At 53.3% G+C, this 23,256-nt stretch carries 19 protein-coding genes; 6 read left to right on the top strand and 13 right to left on the bottom strand.

Features of this window, described 5'->3' with window-relative positions:
* Positions 1 to 18: 18 nt before the first annotated feature.
* Positions 19 to 630, top strand: coding sequence for a cytochrome c oxidase subunit 3 (locus IE076_RS00430; RefSeq protein ID WP_189434335.1), 612 nt, complete (start codon positions 19 to 21; stop codon positions 628 to 630).
* Between the two features lie 2 nt (positions 631 to 632).
* Positions 633 to 935 (top strand): hypothetical protein, encoded by a 303-nt coding sequence (locus tag IE076_RS00425; protein WP_189434333.1) that lies wholly within the window; start codon positions 633 to 635, stop codon positions 933 to 935.
* A gap of 149 nt (positions 936 to 1,084) precedes the next feature.
* Here the strand turns inward: IE076_RS00425 and ocd are convergent, their stop codons facing one another.
* A complete protein-coding gene (ocd, locus tag IE076_RS00420) occupies positions 1,085 to 2,155 on the bottom strand; it encodes an ornithine cyclodeaminase (RefSeq protein WP_189434332.1) in 1,071 nt (356 codons plus the stop codon).
* Between the two features lie 148 nt (positions 2,156 to 2,303).
* Here ocd and IE076_RS00415 point away from each other — a divergent pair, with 148 nt between their 5' ends.
* Positions 2,304 to 2,750 (top strand): Lrp/AsnC family transcriptional regulator, encoded by a 447-nt coding sequence (locus tag IE076_RS00415; RefSeq protein WP_189434330.1) that lies wholly within the window; start codon positions 2,304 to 2,306, stop codon positions 2,748 to 2,750.
* 86 nt (positions 2,751 to 2,836) lie between these two features.
* Here the strand turns inward: IE076_RS00415 and IE076_RS00410 are convergent, their stop codons facing one another.
* Both IE076_RS00410 and IE076_RS00405 read right to left on the bottom strand, forming a co-directional pair.
* A complete protein-coding gene (locus IE076_RS00410; RefSeq protein ID WP_209008736.1) occupies positions 2,837 to 3,529 on the bottom strand; it encodes a hypothetical protein in 693 nt (230 codons plus the stop codon).
* Positions 3,530 to 3,702: 173 nt separating this feature from the next.
* The gene (locus tag IE076_RS00405) at positions 3,703 to 6,264 is read right to left on the bottom strand and encodes a GcvT family protein (protein WP_189434326.1); all 2,562 of its coding nucleotides are present in this window, start codon (positions 6,262 to 6,264) and stop codon (positions 3,703 to 3,705) included.
* 455 nt (positions 6,265 to 6,719) lie between these two features.
* On the opposite strand from IE076_RS00405, the gene IE076_RS00400 reads away from it, so the two are divergent.
* Positions 6,720 to 7,757, top strand: coding sequence for a GlxA family transcriptional regulator (locus tag IE076_RS00400; protein ID WP_189434323.1), 1,038 nt, complete (start codon positions 6,720 to 6,722; stop codon positions 7,755 to 7,757).
* A gap of 71 nt (positions 7,758 to 7,828) precedes the next feature.
* Here IE076_RS00400 and IE076_RS00395 read toward each other — a convergent pair whose 3' ends face one another.
* From IE076_RS00395 to IE076_RS00370, 6 genes are all read right to left on the bottom strand, one after another.
* Positions 7,829 to 8,959, bottom strand: a complete 1,131-nt coding sequence (locus IE076_RS00395; protein ID WP_189434322.1) for an FAD-binding oxidoreductase — start codon at positions 8,957 to 8,959, stop codon at positions 7,829 to 7,831.
* Positions 8,956 to 10,230, bottom strand: coding sequence for an aromatic ring-hydroxylating oxygenase subunit alpha (locus IE076_RS00390; RefSeq protein ID WP_189434319.1), 1,275 nt, complete (start codon positions 10,228 to 10,230; stop codon positions 8,956 to 8,958). The genes IE076_RS00395 and IE076_RS00390 overlap by 4 nt, the downstream gene beginning before the upstream one ends.
* A 600-nt stretch (positions 10,231 to 10,830) precedes the next feature.
* Positions 10,831 to 11,343 carry a sarcosine oxidase subunit gamma gene (locus IE076_RS00385; protein WP_189434317.1) on the bottom strand — a complete coding sequence of 171 codons (513 nt, stop codon included), beginning with the start codon at positions 11,341 to 11,343 and terminating at the stop codon, positions 10,831 to 10,833.
* 12 nt (positions 11,344 to 11,355) lie between these two features.
* Entirely contained in the window at positions 11,356 to 14,358 is a 3,003-nt protein-coding gene (locus IE076_RS00380) for a sarcosine oxidase subunit alpha (protein WP_189434315.1), read from the bottom strand.
* The gene (locus tag IE076_RS00375; RefSeq protein WP_189434314.1) at positions 14,339 to 14,656 is read right to left on the bottom strand and encodes a sarcosine oxidase subunit delta; all 318 of its coding nucleotides are present in this window, start codon (positions 14,654 to 14,656) and stop codon (positions 14,339 to 14,341) included. The genes IE076_RS00380 and IE076_RS00375 overlap by 20 nt, the downstream gene beginning before the upstream one ends.
* A 91-nt stretch (positions 14,657 to 14,747) precedes the next feature.
* Positions 14,748 to 16,001, bottom strand: coding sequence for a sarcosine oxidase subunit beta family protein (locus tag IE076_RS00370; protein ID WP_189434312.1), 1,254 nt, complete (start codon positions 15,999 to 16,001; stop codon positions 14,748 to 14,750).
* A 107-nt stretch (positions 16,002 to 16,108) separates the two neighbouring features.
* Between IE076_RS00370 and IE076_RS00365 the strand changes: the two genes are divergently transcribed.
* Entirely contained in the window at positions 16,109 to 17,095 is a 987-nt protein-coding gene (locus tag IE076_RS00365) for a GlxA family transcriptional regulator (protein ID WP_209008735.1), read from the top strand.
* Here IE076_RS00365 and IE076_RS00360 read toward each other — a convergent pair.
* From IE076_RS00360 to IE076_RS00350, 3 genes are all read right to left on the bottom strand, one after another.
* On the bottom strand, positions 17,077 to 17,385 hold the full coding sequence (locus tag IE076_RS00360; RefSeq protein WP_189434307.1) for a hypothetical protein: 309 nt from the start codon (positions 17,383 to 17,385) through the stop codon (positions 17,077 to 17,079). The two genes, IE076_RS00365 and IE076_RS00360, sit on opposite strands and share 19 nt — an antisense overlap.
* A 75-nt stretch (positions 17,386 to 17,460) precedes the next feature.
* The gene (locus IE076_RS00355) at positions 17,461 to 19,905 is read right to left on the bottom strand and encodes a GcvT family protein (protein ID WP_189434305.1); all 2,445 of its coding nucleotides are present in this window, start codon (positions 19,903 to 19,905) and stop codon (positions 17,461 to 17,463) included.
* Positions 19,906 to 19,912: 7 nt separating this feature from the next.
* On the bottom strand, positions 19,913 to 20,806 hold the full coding sequence (locus IE076_RS00350; RefSeq protein ID WP_189435561.1) for a phosphotransferase: 894 nt from the start codon (positions 20,804 to 20,806) through the stop codon (positions 19,913 to 19,915).
* 272 nt (positions 20,807 to 21,078) lie between these two features.
* Between IE076_RS00350 and IE076_RS00345 the strand changes: the two genes are divergently transcribed.
* Entirely contained in the window at positions 21,079 to 21,888 is an 810-nt protein-coding gene (locus tag IE076_RS00345; RefSeq protein WP_189434303.1) for a class I SAM-dependent methyltransferase, read from the top strand.
* A 349-nt stretch (positions 21,889 to 22,237) separates the two neighbouring features.
* Here the strand turns inward: IE076_RS00345 and IE076_RS00340 are convergent, their stop codons facing one another.
* A complete protein-coding gene (locus tag IE076_RS00340; protein ID WP_189434301.1) occupies positions 22,238 to 22,837 on the bottom strand; it encodes a capsular polysaccharide export protein, LipB/KpsS family in 600 nt (199 codons plus the stop codon).
* Positions 22,838 to 23,256 lie beyond the last annotated feature (419 nt).

Here is a 23,256-nt window from a genome sequence, read left to right as displayed (position 1 = left end):
ATCGGCTGGAAGGGTGTAATGGACGAGCTTTACCAGAATCAAGAAGAAGGGGCGCAGCGGGTCTACCAAGAGCCTGTCTCTCCCTGGGCATTAGAAAACTTACCCGGCGATCCCATGATGTGGATTCTGATCGTCAGTGAAATCCTCGTGTTCGGCGGAGCGCTATGGGCCTTTGCGGGCAACGAACTGCTGAACGTAGAGATCTATCGCGAGGCACGCACGCATCTGAATGTCCCGCTCGCCACCATCAACACCATCATCTTGCTCACCTCCGGCTTGTTTGCCGCCTTCGCAGTGCGCTTTGGCAAGTTCAAACAAACTGGCAAGGCGCGTCTCTCCTTGTTGGGTGCTGGCATTTTGGGCGTGGCTTTCATGGCGCTCAAGATTTACGAGTACAAAGAGAAGCTTGCTCTGGGTCTCGATGTGGAGACCAACACGTTCTACACCCTCTATTATCTCGTCACGGGCTTCCATCTCGCCCATGTGATTTTCGGGCTCATCATACTGGGCATCATTGCCCTGTGGCCCACGGAGGACAATCTGGAATCGGGTACTGCCTTTTGGCACATGGTCGATCTCATATGGGTGATTATCTTCCCCATCTTCTATCTCATGGGGCAGGGGCTGTAATCATGGAATACAACAGAACAGAACCACGCCGCATCCCACTGAACGACCTGCTCAAAGCTTGGGTGTTTCTGGTTGTGCTGACGGTGCTGGGCTACGTCCTTAGCATGATCCACAGCCCCGCGCTCGTCTATGTGGGACCACTGATCATCGCAGCACTGATCCTCTTCAAGGCTCGTATCATTCTGAAGAGTTATCTCGGTTTGACCCGCTGTCCCGCATGGCTGTCCATGCTTACCAGCATGATCATTGCCATAACCGCAATCTGCGCAGGCCTGCTTACATACGTCGCCGCTGGATTCCTCTAGGAACAGCACACAAAGCAATAGAGAGTGCGCTGTGATGGGCACCAGCGTTGCCCCTCGTAATAACCTACAGGTCTTCACGAAATCACCCGCTCAGTTTCTTGAGCGGGTGATTTTTGATCGTTTGTACTAGGCTTGAATAGATGCCCGGTTCACACCTTCTCTCCGTGCTCAGGATCAGCACGCATAACCATTCCAAAAAGATCACGAGGATCATCCGGGTCCGCCAGCATATCAAGGTCCTGATAGAGCCCTGTCCCTTTCAGGTGATCACGAACATAGCGAAGCGCGGAAAAGTCTTCTGTTGCAAACCCGACACCATCAAACAGGGTAATCTGGCGCTCGCTGGTGCGACCCTCTGCCTTGCCAGTGATCACTTTCCAGATCTCGGTGACCGGGAAGTCCTCCGGCAACTGCTGGATTTCACCTTCAATACGGGTTTGTGGGGGATATTCAACAAACACATCCGAGCGCTTGAGGATCCCGCTGGCAAGTTCCGTCTTGCCCGGGCAATCACCGCCGATGGCGTTAATGTGCACACCGGTGCCAACCATATTATCAGAAAGAACAGTCGCGTTCTGCTTGTCTGCGGTGCAGGTGGTGATGATCTGCGCGCCCAGCGCGGCTTCCTCCGCACTCTTGCAAGGCTGCAGCGTCAGACCGCGACCTTCAAGATTGCGCATGATCTTCGCAGTTGCCTTCGGATCAGTGTCATAAAGCCGAAGCGTCTTGATCCCGCAAATCTCTTTCATCGCCAGAGCCTGAAACTCCGACTGCGCGCCATTGCCGATCATCGCCATGGTGTGGCTACCTTTAGGTGCAAGATACTTTGCCACCACAGCAGAAGTTGCAGCAGTACGCAGAGCGGTCAGCACCGTCATCTCGGTCAAAAGCACTGGATAGCCCGTATAAACTTCCGCCAGAAGGCCAAAGGCTGTCACGGTCTGCAGGCCTTCCTTGGTGTTCTTCGGATGACCATTCACGTACTTGAAACCGTAGGTCTCGCCATCAGACGTTGGCATCAGCTCAATAACACCTTCTTTGGAGTGCGACGCCACTCGCGGCGTCTTATCAAACAGCTCCCACCGACGGAAATCTTCTTCAACGTATTCGGCAATGCCAGAAAGCATGGTCTCGACGCCAATGTGATGAACAAGGTTCATCATGTTGTCGACACTGACAAAGGGAACATACGCGCGTTCTGACGGAATGGGGGATGCCATAAGCTTTCCTCAATTGATTACTGCATGCTTAGTATTAACTGTACAAATTGTGATATACATATCAATCCTGACGAGTATCGGAGATTGTTTTTGACAGTTTGCTAAGTGGTTTTTATAAATTTGCTAAATCTTTGGGTTGTGGGGGACCATGAAGCAAATCCAGACTGCGAAGCACATTTACGATGATCTCGACAAGCAATTGATCAGTTTGCTGCGCGAAGATGGCCGCGCTCCGGTATCAAAACTCTCCCAAATCCTAGGGGTGTCCCGCGCAACGGTTCAGGCACGTATGGACCGCCTGCTGGAATCGGGTGCATTGCTCGGATTTACTGCCCGAGTGCGCGAAGATTATGACAGTGGGGAGATTAGGGCGGTCATGATGATTGAGGTCATGGGAAGGAACACCTCACACGTCATACGTCGGCTACGTGGTCTGCCGGAACTACAAGTCCTGCACACCACAAGCGGCAAGTGGGACCTGATCACAGATATCCGCGTTGAGAACCTGTCTGAGTTCGACCGCGTCCTGCGCGAAGTCCGCTTGATTGAGGGTGTCATGAACAGCGAAACTAGCATTCTGCTGTCGAGTGTCTGACACGCCGTTCGAACCGGCGAGGAGCACTGGAGGATCTTGAAGCCGCAAGAACTTATGTATCCTGCGGCTGCTCACAATAAGATCAGTCAGCTCTGACCGAGAGATTGCTTGAACCCATTCACTCGCACTGCAAATTCTCTTGCATTTGCTGAATGGTTGACCAGTTTGGAAAGAAGCACAGTGCAAGCTTCACAGCGAGCACGCAATGCCTTGTCTTCGTCGCTCAGCTCATAGCCATCAAGTTTTTCGTTTTCTTCCAGCGTGGAAACCGCATGCTGTGTGCGGGCAATTGCTTGCGCCAAAACCTTGTCCAACACCACTTGCGCGCGGCCTTCAAACTCATCTCTCTCTGTCAGATTGGAGAGGTGAGGGCGCATGAACGTGATGTCTTCAGCAATGGCGCTCTTCATGGAAAAGGAAACCCGCTTGAGTGCCTTGGACACGACCGGAGGCATCCGGCCAAGGGAAATATCATAGCCAGCCGTCAGCAGGGAATTAGGTAGGTTCTCCAAGTACTGCATCAGCGCAAGGTAAAAGAAACCGGAGCACTGAAACAGATCAATAGCTGCACCTTGTACCGCTTCGCTCTTCTCTTCTTCAGCGTTGAGCAACGCTGTCAGCCCGCAAAGCGCATTAAAACGCTCTTCGATGAGTTTTTGCGCTTCTTCCAGCCCATTGGCAAACGCCCTTGGCGACCCACTGGCCGTCGGAAAGAGTGGTCCGGAAGTGTCAAACAGATCAGCCAGTTCCCTAGCCGCTGTCTCAATGTGTTCAGACAAGGTGCATCCCCTGATCAAAATTAGCCAAGCGTTCCGCTTCCTATATCACCAACAAGCAAAGGCGCAATGCTATGAACTCAATCTGAGGGGGACATTATGAATTATCGCGATCAACCTCGCCGTTTTGGGATGCATCCTTGCTCATGATGAGACCCTAGAAGGAACAGGGAGCTTCAACTGCGCGGCTTCAGGTTTTCCGGGTCATACAGCGGCGCGTACCCCACGCCTGCAACCTCAACCGGATAGGCCTCGTCAAAGTATGAGACCTCCAGCTTGCGCCCTGCCTCACAATACTCACGGGGCAGGTAGGCCAGCGCGATGTTTTTGCCGATGCTGGGGCCATAGGCGATGGAGGTGGTGTAAGACCTGCGCCCCAGATCATCCACCAGTGTCTCCCCCGTTTCCGGATGCATGATAGGCAGGTTCCCGACCGGATAGCGGGCGACACCCTCCTTGTCCGTATTGTCCGTCATCACAAGCGTGCACAACATGGCAGGCTGTTGTTCGCGGGCACGATACTCAACATGCTTTTCCTTGCCACGAAAATCTGCCGCCTTCACCTTTGGCCGCGCCAGATCCGCTTCAAACAGATTGTACTGCGTGTGCAGATCTGCGTTTTGCAGTCGCAGTGATTTCTCCAGTCGCCGCGAATTGGCATAGGTCTCCACGCCTACCGCGATGATGCCAATGGCACGCAGCGCATCCCAGACAGCCAACCCGTCTTCGTAACGCATATGTAGCTCCCAGCCTTGCTCCCCCACGTAGGAGATGCGGAAAGCAGAAACCGTTTTTCCTGCAATAGTAATCTCTCGAATGGCTGCAAACGGGAAGTTTTCAGGTGTGAGATCCTCTGGGTCGTCAACCACCTTGCCTAGGTTTGCCCGCGCATTTGGCCCCCAGATGCCGATGGTCGTGTAGTCCTCGCTCACATCCGCGATGGAGACGTCCCAACCGTTGTCATCAGCAACACGCTGCATATAAACAAGATCGCGAGGTCCGGCATCGGCCCCGTTCACTAAGCGGCACCGGTCCTCCATGCGAAACACGGTAAAGTCAGCACGCACATGGCCGTCATCATCCAGCATGTGCGTGTAAATGCCTTTGCCTACGTTGGTGTCACCGCCGATTTTTGCCGCGCACAGCCACTCCATCAGCGCAACATGATCTGGCCCGGAAATATCCGTCATGTGGAAGTGCGATAGATTGATGATGCCGCAATCCTCGCTCATCTCTAGATGCTCAGCATTGGAGACCCGCCAGAAGTGCCGGTTGTCCCACTCGTTCTCACGCTCAGGCACCCTGTTGCCATGTTTGTTCAGCAAATGCTCATTGGCGGCATAGCCATGGGCGCGCTCCCAGCCGCCAAGCTCCATAAAGTAGCCGCCTAGCTCAACCTCCCGCTCATAAAACGGCGAGCGCCGGATACCACGTCCCTTGGAAAAGGGCTCACGCGGGTGGACGGGCGGATTGTAGATCTTCTTGGCAGTCTCCCAGCAGCGGTCGTGAATGTATTGCTCTTTGAGCTGGAAATCATTGAAGCGGGCATAATCCACCGAGTTATGGTCCACAGGCGTTTTGCCATAGGTCATCCAGTCCGCGATCAGCTTGCCCATGCCCGGACCATCTTTGATCCAGATCCCGACCGCATACCAAAGCCCGCGCAGCTTCCGGCTTTCGCCCATGGATGGCCCGCCGTCGATGGAGGTCTGCAACAGCCCGTTGAAGGAGTGGCTTTCATTGAACCCGAGCTCAGACAAAACCGGCGTCAGCTCCATCGCACGCCCCAACGGCTCAATCACATCCTCAAGCACCAGATCACGTTGCGACGGCGAAAGCCTAGCCTGCTCTTTTTCTAAGATATCGCGCGGATGAACGAGCCGAGGGTTCTCCTCATAGTAATAGCCCCATTCAATCTGACCACCTTCAGTGCTTTTCGGATCACCCGTATCGCGCATATAGGCAGAGTTGCCCTGATCGCGCAGCAGCGGCAGACCAATCTCCGCGCCCGTGCCTTCAAATGCGGTGTAAGGACCGAAGAAGGTGAGGGGGTGATCCACCGGCATGACCGGCAAATCCTCACCCGCCATCCCCGCAATGAGCCTCCCCCAAAGACCTGCACACACAACCACATGCTCCGCATGGATCGTCCCGCGTTCCGTCTTCACCCCTTTGATGCGGCCATCTTCTGTAATCAGCTCAAGCGCCGATGTATTGGCAAAGATCTGAAACTTGCCACTCTCAACACCCTGATCAATCAGCTTGCCTGCAACGGTTTGCGAGCGCGGCACCACGAGCCCCGCATCCGGGTCCCACATAGCGCCCTGAATCTGATCCTCTTCCAACAGAGGGAATTTCTCTTTTGCCTCCGCCGCGCTGATCATCTTCGCATTGGTGCCAAAGGCCTTGCCGGAATCCACACGGCGCTTGAGTTCCGCCATGCGCTCATCATCGCCCACACGCGCAACTTCCAGCCCGCCAACGCGAGCGTAATGGCCCATTCTCTCGTAAAAATCCATGGAGTACATGGTGGTCCAGCACATCAGAAGATCGTGGCTGGTGGCATAACAGAAATCTGAGGCGTGGGCGGTGGATCCAATGTCTGTAGGAATGCCGGACTTATCAATGCCGACAATGTCTTCCCAGCCATTTTCGATGAGATGGTGAATGACCGAGGCTCCAACAATACCGCCAGCGCCAACAATCACTACTTTTGCTTTGCTTGGAAATGCGGACATGTTTTCAATCCTTTAGCTCAATAAACTCTCAATGTCATCGGCAACTCATCAGGGCAGTCCAGGGCAGTTGCTAGACCGATAGGCTCACGAACACGCACAGCACAAGTAAAGTGAAGCATAAAGGAGGTATCACTCACTGAAACGGCGCTCTCCATGCCAGTTGGCCAAATGAAACAGGGCGCTTTGCTGCACACAATATCTTTTCATCTGAGTAATCTGCAGAGGTTTTGCTCGCAAAAATAGGAGATATGCGTCAGATCAAAATTATGCCTACGACATTTCAGTCAGCACCCCTAATTCTCACAGCATTGGTCAATTTCTGCGTGTGCTCCGATGGGATACATAGTCAAGCTAATCAAAAATAAGTATATATACTGAATGGTGTTTGCGTGCGCGGCAAAGCCGATGAGCCGTTTTGCAGTTTGTGCAATCAGATTTGTAAAAGAGCATCTTGTATGACACAGGTGACATCACATCAGACAAATGCCCCGCGGACCCCGGTTTCCATGCGGGAAAAGCCGAGGCTTTCTGTTGGCTTCATTCTGGCAAAGCGCTTTACGCTTTGCGCGTTCGCCAACTTTGTCGATGTTCTGCGCCTCGCTGCTGATGAGGGTGATCGTAGTCGCCCGATCCTGTGTAACTGGACGGTCTTGTCAGACACTATGGATCCCATAGCCTCAAGTAGCGGCATCTCTGTGCACCCCAAAGAGCGGCTGGGAGACCCAAGGGCGTACAACTATATCGTTGTTGTCGGCGGTTTGATTGAAGAAAGCGAAGATTTCAGCCCGGCCTACCAGAGCTTCCTGAAGGAAGCCGCCGCCGCCGGAGTGCCTCTTGTCGGCGTGTGTACTGGCGCTTTCCTGCTGCACCGCGCCGGATTGCTGGATGGTTATCGTAGCTGCGTCAGCTGGTTCTGCCACGACGCGTTCAAAGAGCAGTTCGACGGGCTTGACCCGGTCACAGATCAGATCTTTGTGGTTGATCGGGACCGGCTTACTTGTGCAGGCGGCGTAAGTTCCGCGCACCTTGCTGCCTATCTTGTCGATAAGCACGTTGGCCGCGCACAGGCCAATAAAAGCCTGCACATCATGATCATTGATGACGCCCAGAACGCTGAAAAACCCCAGCCCGGTATTCCGCTTGAGCTGAAAACACAAAACCCTTTGGTTCAACGCGCCTTGCATATCATGCAGCAAAACATAGATACCCCGATTTCCATTCAGGAAATTGCGCAGCGCATGGGCAAAAGCAAGCGCCAGCTGGAACGATACTTCCGTTTATCTCTGGAAACCTCACCGCAAGTCGCATTCCTCAACATCCGGCTCGATTTTGCACGCCACCTGATCGAGAGAAACCAGAAATCAATCGCTCAAATCGCAGTGGATTGTGGTTTCTGCGACTCCTCCCATCTCAGCCGAATGTTCAGACGCCGATACGGCTGCACACCACAAGCCCTGCGCCGCATGCCAGACACAGAAGAGCATGTTGCCTGATGAAATACCCGCCCAAGTCATCGGAAAATCATTGGTAAAAGTGTGCATTATCAGTTGAGTATAGAGATTTACTAAAGCTCAACTTCAATATCCGACATGGGTGTTGTGCAGCAAATCAGGATCTTGCCCTGATCAATCTCCCGCTTGCGAATGCCGCCACCGTGCTGCATGTCAGTTACTCCTGAAACGAGCTGGGACTTGCATGTTCCGCAAATACCGCGTTGACACGATGCCAGAGGCAGGATGCCAGCTTCCCGAGCTGCCGACAGGATGGTCATGCCCGGACCACACTCAACCACATGCCCGGTTTTTGTAAAGCTGATGCGGTAGGTCTGGTTACTGATTTCAGGCGCTGCAATCGTATCTTCAAAGGAACCAGCGGTCTCAGCCCCAAAGTCAAAGCTCTCTTCATGGTACATTTCCATGGGAAAGCCGACCCCCTGCAACATGGTGCGCACCCCCTCCATAAAGCGGGCGGGCCCACAGCACAGGATCTTGCGCTGTTTGAAGTCCGGCGACATGAGCGAGAGCATCTGAAGGGTCAGTCGGCCCTCATATCCCATCCAGCTGTTGTGCGCAGATGTTGTGCTGCACGTAAACGCAAGCTTGAGTGCAGGGTTCTGCGCAGCAAGCAGCTCCAACTCATTGCGGAAAATAATATCTGCTGGCGTGCGGGCCGCATGGATGAAATGCAGATCCGTCGGCCCGGCAAGATCACAGGCTGTACGCACCATGGACATCATCGGCGTAATGCCGCTGCCAGCGGAGATGAACAACAGTTTCTCGTCCTGCGTAGCGTCGGTGGTATATTCACCGGTTGGACCTGAAACACTCACCTCCTTGCCCGGCATCATGTTGTCCAACATCCAGTTGGAACCCGGACCTCCCGGCACACGCTTGACTGTAATCTCGATCCGGTATGGCCGAGCGGCGGAGGAGGAGATTGTATAGCTGCGCGTGATCATGCCTTCAACGGGCAGCTCAAACGTCATGTGTTGTCCCGGATAAAACCGGAAAACACGCGGCTCTCGGGCTGAGAACAGGAAGGTTTTTACATCGTGGGTTTCTTGCCTCACCTGCCGGCATACCAGAACATCATCAACCTCCGGATCCCACATGGGGATCCGCGTTGCCTCAGTAAAATGCTCTTCTTCGTAGGAAGGACCTGCTTTCAGCCCATCTGGCGTCGCATTCTGTTTCATGTCGCTGCCAACTTTGGTTCATCGTTAGCGATATGCGCTTTCTGGCGCTCAATGTACCAATCGCAAAACGCTTCCACGTGAGGTTCCGTATGCTCGGAATAGGGGCCTGGCTCATAGGCCGTATCTTCGCTACCCAGCTGAGCAAGACGCACCAGATCCGCATCCTGCTGGTTGGTCATCATCCAGACCTGCTTCATGTTGTCGACGTTATAGTCCTCACCCTCAATCGCATCCTTATGCACGAGCCACGTTGTGCGCACCAATGTCCGGTTGGGCGACAAAGGCATGGCTGCAAAGGTCACAATATGATCACTCATAAAATGGTGCCAGGAGTTGGGATTATGCCAGAAGCTCAAGCTGCCGAGCTTTGCATCGCTGAACTTTCCAAGTAGTTTTTTGCAGGCAACTTTTGTGTCCAGCGTATGGGACTCACCTTCACCCATCAAAGGGAGTCGGATACAGCGAAAGCTTGTGGTGCTTGCCAGCCTGTCCATTTCGGCAGAAGACAAACCTGCGGCCTCCCAGCGTTGGTGCTCACGCTCAAGCAATTCCAGATACTTGTTCACATCATCGGTTCGCCGCTCATCCATTTCATCGGGCGAAAAGCCAAAACCAAATTCCGAAAGAGGCACAGAGAGCTGAGGGTGGCTGCCTTCACAATGATAACACTCACGATTGTTTTCAACCGTAAGCTTCCAGTTGCCTTCTTCAATCAGATCGGAAGTGAAGGCAACCTTGCAGTTCGCCAGGTCATGCGGTGCAAGATAAGGCTCCATAATCTGGGCCATCTCGTCGAAATCTTCCGGCGGATTTTCCGCAAGGCAAATAAAAATCAGCCCGGCGACGGACCGCACATGAATGGTCTTCAAACCGTGACAGCTCTTATCAAAGTCAGCCCCCATGTGCTCGGCAAGGATCAGCTCCCCATCTTCATTGTAAGTCCAGCCATGGTAGCGGCACACAATGTTACCGATGGTCGCTTCTGCCTCGTCAACCAACCGTGCACCGCGGTGACGGCAGATATTGTGAAATCCGCGGATGTACATGTCATCTCCGCGCAGCAGGAGTACCGAGGTCTTACCAATCTCCAGCGTGATGCAATCTCCCGGTTCCGGAAGCTGAGGTTCGGCAGCTACGTAAATCCAGTGCTTGCGGAAGAAGACCTCCATATCAAGTTCAAGGATTTCGGGATCACTATAAAAGAGCGCATGAAGGCTTTTGCCTTTTTCGCGATGAGCTATGAGATCTTTAATGTAAGACGGAGCGCTCATGTTCAGATACCTCGGCTAAAATGCTGCCTGATGTCATGTTGGTTGAGGTTGAATTATTGAAGCCACAAAGCGGCTTAGTAACTGAAGTTAAAGAGAGATATGAGAGAAAGTCGACTGCACCATTCGGCTTAGTCAAGTGACAACAAACATCACGGGAACACACAGGCGTAGGTGCATAACGACGACCCGCAGGCACCGCGCGGCTGCAAGAAGGCTTTAGCTTTGAACAAGCACTGGAAAATGCAATACCGTGCACTTCAAGCCTCCCTCTCCAAGTGTGGCAGGTGTTTACAAATCGCGCGCACAACTCAAGTGCACCCTGCCTGCGCAAATCCAGAGTAATCAGGAAATCTAGTGCATATTATTAATTGGGTGGCAGAAAGTTTGAGCCACTTTACCAGTAAAAATGCGACAGCCCTGCGTTGTAGATGCCTGAAATCGAAGCAATTCAACTGTGCAGTGCCTTGTAACCACTGGACCCAAAAGGTGGCGCGCAGGCATAAATAAAGCAAATTCAACCATTTATATCGCCAAAAGTGCCAGTTTAATACTTTGGGTTATGATCAGAAGACCTGCAATAAATGACGTGAAAGCACGGCCTCACAGGCCGCTTTCAAACTCGGCACAAGCAACAGCGAGCAAACCCAGCACATGGGGCGCAAACGAGCGCCACACATCAAGCCGAAACTGCCTGTCACCTTCCCGCATCAGGACCACCTGAACACTATCAAATATAGTCCGCACCCCGCAGCCCGTGCTCAGCTTTGCCAGATTACGGGGACAAGAGGTCGAGAGCAGCTCTTCAGCCTGATCGCCAGAAACGCGAATGCTGATTTCGCGGCTGGAGATATCTGTCAAACTATGAACCGCCTCTGGATAGACGTCCGTTAAGGACTGCCTGATCGTCGCGCGCTCTTCCATCGGGCAGGTCAGTAGCCACTCATCCGGTCCCAGCTTGAGAGCTGATTGGGTGCCTGAACGCGCTGCCTCGCCAATGGAGGACGGCAGGTCAAATCCGAGTGATTTCGACAAAGCAACGGTGTTCTCGCGTTTACAACGCAAATTATAACGGCCCATGGTTGGCAGAGTTTCAACGGTTGTCGTGAAGGTCATTTGCTCCGCCCCTTACATATTTATCCGCTCGCCATCCGGATCGTAAAAAACGGTCCCGGTGACGGTGGCACGGTGGGTTTTTTCAGGCATTGGAATGTCAATGGACGTCCCATTTCGCTCAAAACCGCCTTCAAGCAATGCCATAGCGATAGAGCGGCCCAGCGTCTCACTCCAATAGGAGGAAGTCACATGACCCAGCATCTTTGCCGGAATTGCAGTATCTCCCGCCTCAACTATCTGTGCACCTTCCTCCAGCACCACATTCGGGTCTTCAGTAAGAAGACCAACCAACTGCTTGCGGGTTGGCAGCAACATGTCAGGACGCTTCAAAGAACGCTTGCCTACAAAGTCCGGCTTCTTCTTACCAATCGCCCAGGACAGTCCGGCATCAACTGGTGTTACGGTTCCATCCGTGTCCTGCCCAACAATGATGTATCCTTTCTCCGCACGTAAAACATGCATGGTTTCAGTACCATAGACACACATATCGTGCTTTTTGCCTTCTTCATAAAGTATCTCCCAAAGCGCCCGTCCATGTTCAGAAGGAACGTTCACTTCAAACCCAAGTTCTCCGGTAAAGCTGACGCGAAACAGCCGTGCTTCAAACCCGCCAACCGTGCATTCACGCAGGGCCATATGAGGAAACGCCTCTGCTGAAAGGTCAGCCCCTTCCATGAATGGTTCCAATATCTTGCGCGCATTCGGTCCGTTCAACGCAATCGTGGACCATTGCTCGGTGGTAGAGGTAAGCCAAACATCAAGATCCGACCATTCGGTTTGCAAAAAGTGTTCCATCATGGTCAAAACACGAGCTGCACCACCAGTCGTGGTGGTCACATGGAAACGGTCGTTACTAATGCGCCCGATCACCCCATCATCGCGGATGAACCCATCTTCGCCCAGCAGTAAACCATAGCGGCACCGCCCCGGCGCCAGCTTACTCCAGGGATTGGTATACATGCGGTTCAGGAACTCGGCAGCATCAGGCCCAACCACCTCGATCTTGCCAAGTGTAGAGGCATCAAACATCCCCACAGACGCCCGGGTTTGCCGGCATTCGCGCGCAACAGCGCCGTGCATGCCTTCGCCCGTCTTGGGAAAGTACCGCGCACGGCGCCACAAGGAGACCGGCTCAAAAACCGCACCGTTTTCCTCCGCCCAACTGTCTATGTTGGTCTTGCGTGTAACCTCAAACAACGCGTCCTTGTGATACCCGGCAAACGTCCCGAAGCTGGTTGGCGTATAAGGCGGACGGAATGTGGTCAGACCCACTTTCGGGGCAGGGCGTCCAAGTTCGTCAGCGGCGATTTTCAGACCATTCATGTTGGACATCTTGCCCTGATCCGTCGCCATGCCGTTGGTCGTAAACCGCTTTACATGCTCAATGGAGAGCATACCTTCGCGCACCGCAAGGCGTATGTCTTTTGCTGTCACATCATTTTGAAAATCAACAAAAGCCCGACGCGCAAACTTGTCATCGTTGCTCGGCAGTTCTTCCATAATGATGCCGGAGCCTGTGCGATCACCGTCAACATCAATCGAAAGAGCAGGGGCGCTCTGCCCACGAGAGGCCAAAGCTTGCTGGGCAGCATGCACACCATCATCAAAGGCCGCCTGCTGGCTCCATAGTCCTCGACCACCGCCAGCAATATGACAGCGTTCGGTTTTTTCGCCGGGCAGAAATACCTCGTTCTCGGCATCCCAATGCAAGCTACCCTTGGTGTGGGAAAAGAGATGCAAAGACGGTGTCCAGCCACCACACATCAAAAGAGTATCACAGGAAACAGTCCCGATACCGGAGACGTTTCCGTCCTCAGAAACCTTGCCAAGTTTCACGCGAGAAACCCGCTTCTTTCCGAGAACCGTCGTGACTGTATGCTCGAGTTTGATCGAAATATCTCGCTTACGTGCTTCTGCCTGTAGATGTTCACTCACACTGGCACGCACATCGACGATGGCGGCGATATTCACCCCTGCATCCGCCAGATCAAACGCCGCATACCAAGCTGAATCGTGAGAGGTCACCACCACGGCTGCATTGCCCACCTTTACGCCAAACCGGTTGAGATAGGTCTGCGCGGCACTGGCCATCATCACGCCGGGACGATCATTGCCGTCAAACACCAGCGGACGTTCCAAGGCACCCTGTGCAAGAATGACCTCCTGCGCACGAATGCGCCACATGCGTTCACGGGGTGCTGTAGCAGGCGGCTCCGCCAGATGGTCGGTCAGTTTCTCCGCAACGCCCACCATATTCTCATGGTAATACCCGATGGCCGTGGCACGCGTCATGACACGCAGGTTTGGATAAGCGTTAAGCTCGGCAACGGTCTCAGCAAGCCAACTCTCGGCACTCTTGCCATCAATCGCGGTAGGCGCCTCAGAAAGTAGGGAGCCACCCAGCTCGCGGTGCTCGTCAACAAGAACCACATCCACGCCGCTGCGAGCAGCAGTCAATGCCGCCGCAAGCCCTGAAGGACCCGCCCCAACAATCAGCAGATCGGTGTGTAGATAGCGTGAAGCGTAGGTATCTGCATCTGGCTCGGCTGGCGACACTCCCAAGCCAGCAGAGGCGCGGATGACGGGCTCGTAAACCTTGTCCCAGAAGCTCTTCGGCCACATGAAGGTCTTATAGTAAAATCCCGCTGCAAACAGTTTGTGAAGCTTATCGTTCACCGCGCCGACATCAAAATTGAGGCTCGGCCATTTGTTCTGGCTGACGGTCGTTAACCCCTCATAGATTTCCTGAACCGTAGCGCGTGTATTGGGCTCAAACCGGCCAGAACCGCCCCGAGACGTTCCAATCAGCGCATTTGGTTCTTCAGAGCCAGCGGTGACGGGGCCGCGCGGTCGATGATATTTGAATGAGCGCCCCATAAGGTGCACGCCATTTGCCAAAAGCGCAGAGGCAACCGTATCGCCCTCAAACCCTTCAAATGAAACACCATCAAAAGTGAAGCGAACACGCTTATCCCGATTGATGCGGCCTTTTCCGTCAACTCTCCAATTGTTCATCGCGCTCTTCACCTTCTTTAGTGACAGTTGGACGCGGCTGTCCGATCTCATAGGTGGCAATGAACTTGTCACTCACTGTGTTGCGCACGGCGTTGAAATAACGCCCGCATCCGTGCGTATGACGCCATTGCTCTGCGTGATCACCGCGCACATTGGAGCGAATGAACAGATAGTCCCGCCACTCGGCATCGCTTTGCTCGGCAGGGTGCTCAGGCCGCGCAATATGGGCTTGGCCTGCATACTCAAACTCCAACTCGGGCAGCTTTTCCTTGCAATAAGGACAGTCAATCAAAAGCATGTGTCTGTCTCCTTAGTGCGTATCTCCGAAAAGTTGCCGCCGGTTCTCGGAGTAAAATACGCGAAACAAAAAATAAAGCAGGGCAACGGCTTTAGTGCGCTACAGCAGCAGCTGCTGCTTCATCAATCAGGCGGCCGGTTTCAAACCGAGAGAGCGTGAACGGCGCATTGATGGGGTGGGGCTCATCCTTGGCAATGGTATGCGCAAAAACGTGAGCCGAGCCCGGCGTCGCCTTAAACCCGCCGGTGCCCCATCCGCAGTTCAGATAAAGTCCTTGTACCGGTGTCTTACCCAGTATCGGTGAGCGATCCGGTGTCACATCAACCACACCGCCCCACTTGCGCAGCATGCGCATGCGTCGGAAGATCGGAAAAACCTCACAAATGGAAGCGATTGTGTGCTCAATCAGCGGAAGTCCGCCGCGCTGCGAATATGAAACGTACTGATCCGTTCCGGAGCCAATCACCAGCTCCCCCTTGTCAGACTGGCTGATATAGGCATGCACAGTGTTAGACATCACCACCTGCGGGAAGATGGGTTTCACCGGCTCGGACACAAGTGCCTGTAATGGATAGCTCTCCAGCGGCAGACGAACCCCTGCCGTATCCATAACCACCGAGGTGCCACCTGCCGCCGAAACCGCGATCTTCTTTGCCTTTACAAATCCGCGTGGGGTTTGAAGGCCAGCCACGGCTCCATTTGGCCCGCGCTCAATGGAAAGCACGGGGCAGTTCTGGATGATATCCACCCCACGTGCCGCCGCAGCGCGCGCATAGCCCCACGCCACCGCATCATGACGCGCCGTGCCGGCGCGCTGTTGAAACGCCGCACCCATCACCGGATAGCGGGCAGTGGGAGAGATGTTGAGCGGAGGACACTTCTCCTTGGCCTGCTCAGGCGTCAGCCACACATTGTCAACGCCGTTCAGCCTGTTGGCATGGATATGCCGCTTGAAGCTTTGCACGTCATGAACGTTATGTGCCAGCATCATCACACCGCGCTGTGAGAACATGACGTTGTAGTTCAGCTCCTGACTAAGTCCATCCCACAAGTCCACCGCATGGTCGTAAAGCCGTGCACTTTCATCATAAAGATAGTTTGAGCGGATGATGGTGGTGTTGCGGCCCGTATTGCCGCCACCAAGCCAGCCCTTGTCAATCACTGCCACATTGGTGATGCCATGTTCTTTTGCCAGATAATAGGCAGCCCCGAGCCCGTGCCCACCAGCGCCCACGATGATCACATCATATTCGCTTTTTAGCTCGGCATCCGGCCATTGCGGCTCAACATTCTTATAGCCAGTGAGCGCCCCTTTCAGGAGCGTCAGTGCGGAAAATTTCGACAAGGCGACCTCCTTGGTATGCAAGTGAGTTTGCCTGCTGAGTGAAAATCTGTATGGTATCAGAGCGAAGCATATCAGGTACTATCGCGCAAAGGGCATAGATGGAAACCATGGCAAGTCCCAATCGTCAGACACGCCCGGCGCTCAATGTGGGCTTCATTCTGGCCAACCGCTTCACACTTTCTGCGTTTGCCAGCTTCATTGATATGCTGCGCCTGTCAGCTGACGAGGGTGACAATAGCCGCCCCATCCTGTGCAGCTGGAGCGTCATCTCACTGGACATGAAACCCATCAGCGCCAGTTGCGGAGTGCGCATTCATCCCGACACAAACCTGATCGATCCGGCGAGCTTCGATTATCTGGTGGTTGTCGGCGGCTTGATTGACCACATTGAGAGTCTGGACCGGCACTATGTGGACTACCTTCAGACCGCCGTTGCAAAGAATGTCCCTCTGATCGGACTGTGTACGGGAAGTTTTATCCTCCACCGTGCAGGCTTGATGAACGGCTATAAATGCTGCGTCAGCTGGTTCCACCGCACTGATTTTCTGGAACAGTTTGACGGTCTGGAACCTGTGTCCGACCGTATTTTTGTGGTGGATCGGGACAGGATCTCCTGCTCGGGCGGCACCAGCGCAGTGCATGTGGCAGCCCACTTGGTCAAGCGTCATGTGGGGCTTCGCCAGGCCCGGAAAAGTCTGCATATCCTCATGGTGGACGAAGCTTTGGACGACAGTAAAGCCCAGCCGTTCCTACCCACATCGCTCAAAGCAAAGGATAATCTGGTCCAGCGTGCCGTGCTGATGATGCAGCAGGAAACCGAAAACCTGCGCTCCATTGAACAGCTCTGCAAAATGTTGGGTGTCGGCAGACGAAGCCTCGAAATGAGGTTTAAGACGAACCTCAATAAATCCCCAGCAGAAGCGCTTAGTCACATTCGGGTGGAAGAGGCGCAGCGCCTTCTAGGCGAGACATCAGCAACTATCACGGAGGTCGCACATCGCGCCGGCTTCTTTGATGCCTCTCACTTTAACAAGGTATTTCGCAGGCATACCGGCCAGACAGCCAGCGCCTATCGTCAGTCCTTGTCAGGCTGAGTGGTCAATTTCTGTAACGCTGCACCGACAAGACCGAATAGGACTGCCCAGATCACTGCAGACACAAATGTCAAGAAACCACGCAGCAAGCCGGTCATTGCACCAAGCGGAAGCTCAAGCCACCAACTCGCCACGATAAAGGGGAACAGGAGCACATTCGCAAGCATCGACGAAACTTGCAGACCTATGAAAAAGCCCAAAGGAATAGCAATCAGCCCGAAAGCAGCGCCAAATATGATGAAAATATAGGTCATGTCTTCATTGATGCTTGCCCATAAAACTGTTGCCAAGATTTCTGTCAGGTTATCTGCGTGCTGTAAACAACAATTCCCACGACAACGTTAAGTACCTAGCAGATTGTTGCATTAAGCTTTGACCCGTGATCCTGTGGGATCATAAAGGGGTGCAAGATGTACCTCACAGGGCACCCGCTTCGTTGCAACTTCCAGCTCGTATTCCCCGCTAAGTACGTAGTCACGATCAACACCATCACTGTTGCGCACATACCCCAGACCAATTGATTTGCCGAGCGTATACCCGTAGCCACCAGACGACAGCCATCCCACACGAACACCGTTGCGGTAGATCGTTTCCCGGCCTGAGAGAACGACATCGCCATTTGCAACGAAGGTTGCGAGCGTCTTCTTAACCCCGTGACGTCGCTGATGTTCTATAGCCTCACGGCCTTTAAATGGCCTGTCGGTCTTCATCTTAACGGCCCACCCAAGACCAGCTTCCTCCGGTGTATGATCCGGCCCGATGTCGCTGCCCCAGGCTCTGTAACCTTTTTCCAGCCGAAGTGTTTCAATGGCCCTGTAGCCAGCATTGCGCAAACCAAGCACATTGCCTGCCTCGTGCAAAGCAGCGTAAACGCTAGTGGCATATTCCACTGGCACATGCAGCTCCCAGCCGAGCTCTCCTACATACGTCACCCGCAACGCATGGACGGGACACCCCGCAATTCCAACCCTGCGGGACTGCCCAAACGGGAAATGCGCGTTGTCGACGGGATCACGGGTAACGCACTGCAAAATCTTGCGGGATTTCGGCCCCATGAGAGAAAGAACAGCGTAAGCCGAGGTTACATCAACCAGCTGTGCATTCATGCCCTCCGGAATATTTCGTGAAATCCAATCAAAGTCATGCGTCGCAAAACCGGTGCCTGTAACAATGTAATACTCATCATAAGCGGAGCGTACGCAGGTCAGGTCACATTCAATCCCGCCATGATCATTCAGCATCTGCGTGTAGATCAACGTCCCGATTGGTTTATCGACATCATTAGCTGCAATCCAGCTAAGAGCGTTAACTGCATCAGGCCCTTTCAAAGTGAATTTAGCAAAGGAGGTCTGGTCAAATAGCACAGCGGACGAACGGGCAGCTGCATGCTCGCGACCAACAGGCTCATGCCAATTGGGCCGGATAAAACTGTAGATGTCTTTGGGCTCCTCACCATGTGCTGTATCTGCGTACCAATTAGGGCGCTCCCAGCCAAGTTTCTCTCCAAAAACCGCTCCGTCGGCCTTCAGATACTCATAGAGTGGAGACTTGCGGCACGGACGTCCACTCTCGTGCTCCTCATTCGGCCACGCCATCTTGTAATGCTTGGCATAAGCCTCCCGTGTTCGTGTCCGGATCCAGTCACTGTCAAAGTGTGGGCGCCCAAACCGGCGAATATCGACCGGCCACAGGTCAAAAGGTGGTTCGCCTTTCGCAATCCATTCTGCCAAAGCCATGCCAGCCCCGCCGCCAGCGGCAATGCCAAACGCATTAAAACCAGCGTTGACATAAAAATTCTTCAGTTCGGGAGCTTCCCCCATGATGAAGTTACCATCGGGCGTGAAACTTTCAGGGCCGTTGAGGAGTTCCTTGATCCCGGCGGTCTCCAACGCCGGGACGCGGCCTAGAGAAAGCTCCATAAGCGGTTCAAAATGCGCAAAGTCACTGTCGAGCAACGTATAGTGAAAGCCCTCTGGTATCCCGTCCTGTGCCCATGAACGCGGGTTAGCCTCATAGCCCCCCATCACCAGCCCGCTTACTTCCTCTTTGTAGTAGGTCAGACGATCAGGATCGCGCAGCGTAGGCAGATCCTTCGGAATGCCGGGAATAGGTTCTGTTACAAGGTACTGATGCTGCATGGAAACCAGCGGAACATTGACACCAACGCGGCGGGCAAACTCGCGGGTCCACTGACCGCAACAGGCAACCACCACCGCACACTCAATCCGGCCTCGAGTGGTCTCAACGCCTTTGATGACGCCTTTTTCAACATCAACACTGAGAACCTTAGTGTCCTCAAAAATTTGCGCCCCAGCCATACGGGCACCCTTTGCAAGGGACATAGTAATGTCAGAAGGATTAGCTTGCCCATCACTCGGTAAAAATGCTGCACCAACAACATCATCTACCCGCATCAAAGGCCAGAGACCTTGCGCCTCCTGTGGCGTCAACAATTGCATATCCAATCCAAAGGAATGCGCGGTGGTCGCTTGTCGTTGCACCTCCGTCCATCTCTCATGATTGCACGCAAGGCGCAGGCCACCATTCATCTTCCAGCCCGTGGCCTGTCCCGTTTCCTCTTCAAGGCGCTTATAAAGCTCAACGGAGTAACCAAGAAGCTGTGTGACGTTCGCATTGGAACGCAACTGCCCCACCAATCCAGCCGCGTGAAATGTTGTGCCGGACGTTAGCTTTTTGCGTTCCAGCAGAACAACATCCCACCCAAGTTTGGCAAGATGATAAGCCGTAGAGCAGCCCACAATGCCGCCACCAACGATCACAGCCTTCACAGCTTTTGGAAAGTCGCTCATCTCAACCTCACCGTAACGCAAGCTCAGCGTAGGCTTGTTCAAACTGGAGCAGGTTCTCTGCAGTATAACTGGCATAATCGAACTGAATTTGTGAGGTTTGCTCCGAAACCATGCTCCACATGCTCTCGCGGAGTAGGGAGGCACACTTCATGGCGTTGTATCTGGCCCATAGGTCATCGGAAACTGGCGCGTCATAGTAGACCTCCAGAAGAAACTTTTGCAGCTCCTCAGAAAGATTGGCGTTTGTTGCCAGCCCACCCAGATCAAACAGCGGGGAGTTCATCCCGGCATACTCCCAATCCACCAGCCATATGCGACCTTTCTCACTCAGGATATTCGCGGGCAGCAAATCGTTGTGACACAAAGCCAGTTCAACAGGACCAACAGCAGATTCCAACCTTTCTGCCCGCTGCATCAGGTCATTGAGCTTGCCAACATGGGCAGAATCCATCAGGCGCAATGTTTCGGCATAATCACGCAGGATGTGAAACACCCAAAACGCCAGAACCGGCCCGCGGATCAGCCGCGAGGCCTCGGTATGCACCTGGATCAAAACCTGTGCAATCGATGCAAGAGTATGCCTGTCCTGAATCTCACCTGCGCTCAGCGGCACGGCATCAATGTAATCCTGAACCAACGCGCCTTCTTCGTAGTAGCGTACAGCCGGACCTATCCCCGCCGCATGCGCAGCGCGGCAGGCCGAAAGCTCGTTGAACCGCATCACTCCGTGTTCCGTGATGTCGTGCCCAAGGCGAACTACATAAGTGTGGCCCTCATCAGTGACTTTCACATTGAAGTTAGTGATCCCGCCGACCAGAATTTCGGCGTCGCTGGGTGCTTTCCAAAACGACAGTTCCAGAGCTTTTGTGACTGCTAATTCCTTTGTCAATGTCTCGGTCATGGCACCAGTCCCGATCTTGCATGAGAGGATGTAGCGAGCGTCGACAAACTGTAGCGCAATAACAACCCTAGGCGCCATAGCGGGCATGCCATAACGATTTCACACCACTTAAATGGTGGGGCCTTAAATCCCTACGACCCAGCGCCAGATGTCACTTTTGGCCCGTCATTGCACCCATAATTTAACGGAGTTGGCAAGACCCCCCAAACAATTACTCTGGACCCTGACACCTAAACAAAAATAGGTCTAGCAACGATACCGGGGTTCCTTCAATGACAGACGCCAGAATTGCGCATGAGAACGACAGCAGCCCCATGAACGAGACCGTAAAGCGCAAACGCAGAACCAAGATACTGCTCAAGAAAATTTTCCCCTACAAACTCGTGAAACGTCCGCCCTCCAGAAAAGAGCGAGAAGCTGCGAAAGAGGCAAAGCGCCGGGCTCACCTACCTGATATTCCAGAGGAATTTGCTGAATTGCCTCGCGGGCAGTATGGCTTGCACAAGCTGATCAAGGACTATGATTTTAAGAGTGTTCTGGATGTTGGCTCCGGTTCAGGTGAACATGCGGCCCTTCTTCACAAGCACAACAAAGACGTGACCGCGTTGGATTTTGGAGTTTCGCTCTACGCGAACGAAGGCATTGATGAAAGCTCCTGGACCAAAATTACAGGTAATTTTTATGACTTTGAGTTCCCGGAAAAGTTCGACTGCATCTGGGCCTCTCATGTTTTGGAACACCAGCCAGACCCCGGTGTTTTTATACGAAGATGCCGCGAGTTGGTGAAAAAAGACGGCTACATCGCAATTACTGTTCCACCCCTGAAACATGTAATTGTTGGCGGGCATCTAACCCTATGGAATGCGGGGCTCTTGCTCTACCAGCTCGTTTTTAACGGCATCGACTGCAAGGATGCCGCTATTTTGACTTACGACTACAACATCACCATCATCGTTCAAAACAAAGCGCGCGCAGAGATGCATCTGGATTGGGATTACGGAGACATCAAACGCCTAAAACCATACTTTCCAGATTTCATAGACGAACCATTTGAGGGCCAAATAAACCGCTGGAACTGGTGAGCCATTTGTAAGGCCCCTGAGCTTTAATTTGGAAAAACTCGATATCTTGACCCTCCGGTTGAGTGACGCGAAAAAAGAGCCAAAGCTGATTTGTGCGGCCCCGAAACGTAATAAGCCAGACCGCGCCTGACAGACGTCATCGGTGGTCTTGCTTTTCTCATAGGGCCGATGAGGACAATGATCTGTAGTGGCACAAGCACAAGCTCCTCATTTCGGCATCAGTCGATTTCGTAACAGCGACGAAGGATCTGCTTGGTGCGCGAGTTACGTCCACGGTATGTAGAAACAGATTTGCCTCGGATCCGAGAAAAACTCGCCCCATCTTATCAAAGCGCACGTCTCTCCAGCTTTACTGCACCCCGGCCACAAACTTTTTTTTCAGCCAGAGCAGCTCATCGATTGCTTGCAGATGGTGGCAACGCTGGCCAGTTGATGGACTCAGATAAAGCATGTTTTGCAAGTAAAGTGCATAAACGAGTTCGTCTGCAGTAAGACGCCGATTTGTGGGTAGGTTTATGCAGCGATCATCACTCAGTCCATAGCCAGCGTAAACCGGATTTCCAAACACAACGGCTCGTTTCCCGCGAAGGATCGCCTCTAGCCCAACGGTGGATGAAAAGGTGTAAACTGTGCGTGATGCTGCAAGTAGCATCATGATATCCGTATCGTCTGCAAACAGAACCACCTTGTCCTTGTACTCATCTGGCACCGGGTACAGATAAGTCCTTCGGTGTTTAAACTCTGGATGAAGTTTGACTGCAATCTTGCTTCCCGGGTTTTCTTCGATGGCAGCCTCCAGCATATGGCGGAAGATGCCGTCCTCGCCGCCCTGCAAGTACACCGACAAGTCGTTATAAGCCTGATCAACAACAAGCACATAATCATCACCATCAGGCCGATCACCTTGAACAAAGTTGTACTTGCTGATGTTCTTCTCGATGAGAAGCAAACGGAGATCACGTCCCTTTACTCGTTGCTCCTCAGTAAATTCATGTTCCTTTAGAAAACGTCGGATACCAACGTTGGATCTGGGTAAAAAATGCGGACCAACACTATCCAGCCTATAGGAAATGTTGTTGGCATAGGTCCGTAGATCAGGGCTCCGCTGAGCATAGATCTCGGGCAAAACGCTTCGGACAAACCCTTCCTCGAAACAAATCGGAGAAGCTTGAAGGAAAAGGAGCCTCTGCAACATTTCCGTTCGCCCCTGAGCAAACCCCACGATCCCCTGAAAGTTCGCCAATGACCATCGCGGGTCCTTCAATCCGAAGACGGCGCGACCCTCAAATGCACAGGATAACCTCCTGAATATATCAGTGTCTTTTTCAAGCCCAAGGGAGATGGAGCCATCTGACTGTAGCATATGCT

This window comes from Pseudovibrio japonicus, assembly GCF_014651595.1.
GTDB classification, from domain to species: domain Bacteria; phylum Pseudomonadota; class Alphaproteobacteria; order Rhizobiales; family Stappiaceae; genus Pseudovibrio; species Pseudovibrio japonicus.
Note: the sequence above shows the minus strand (reverse complement) of the source record. Positions and strands in the feature narration are given on the sequence as shown.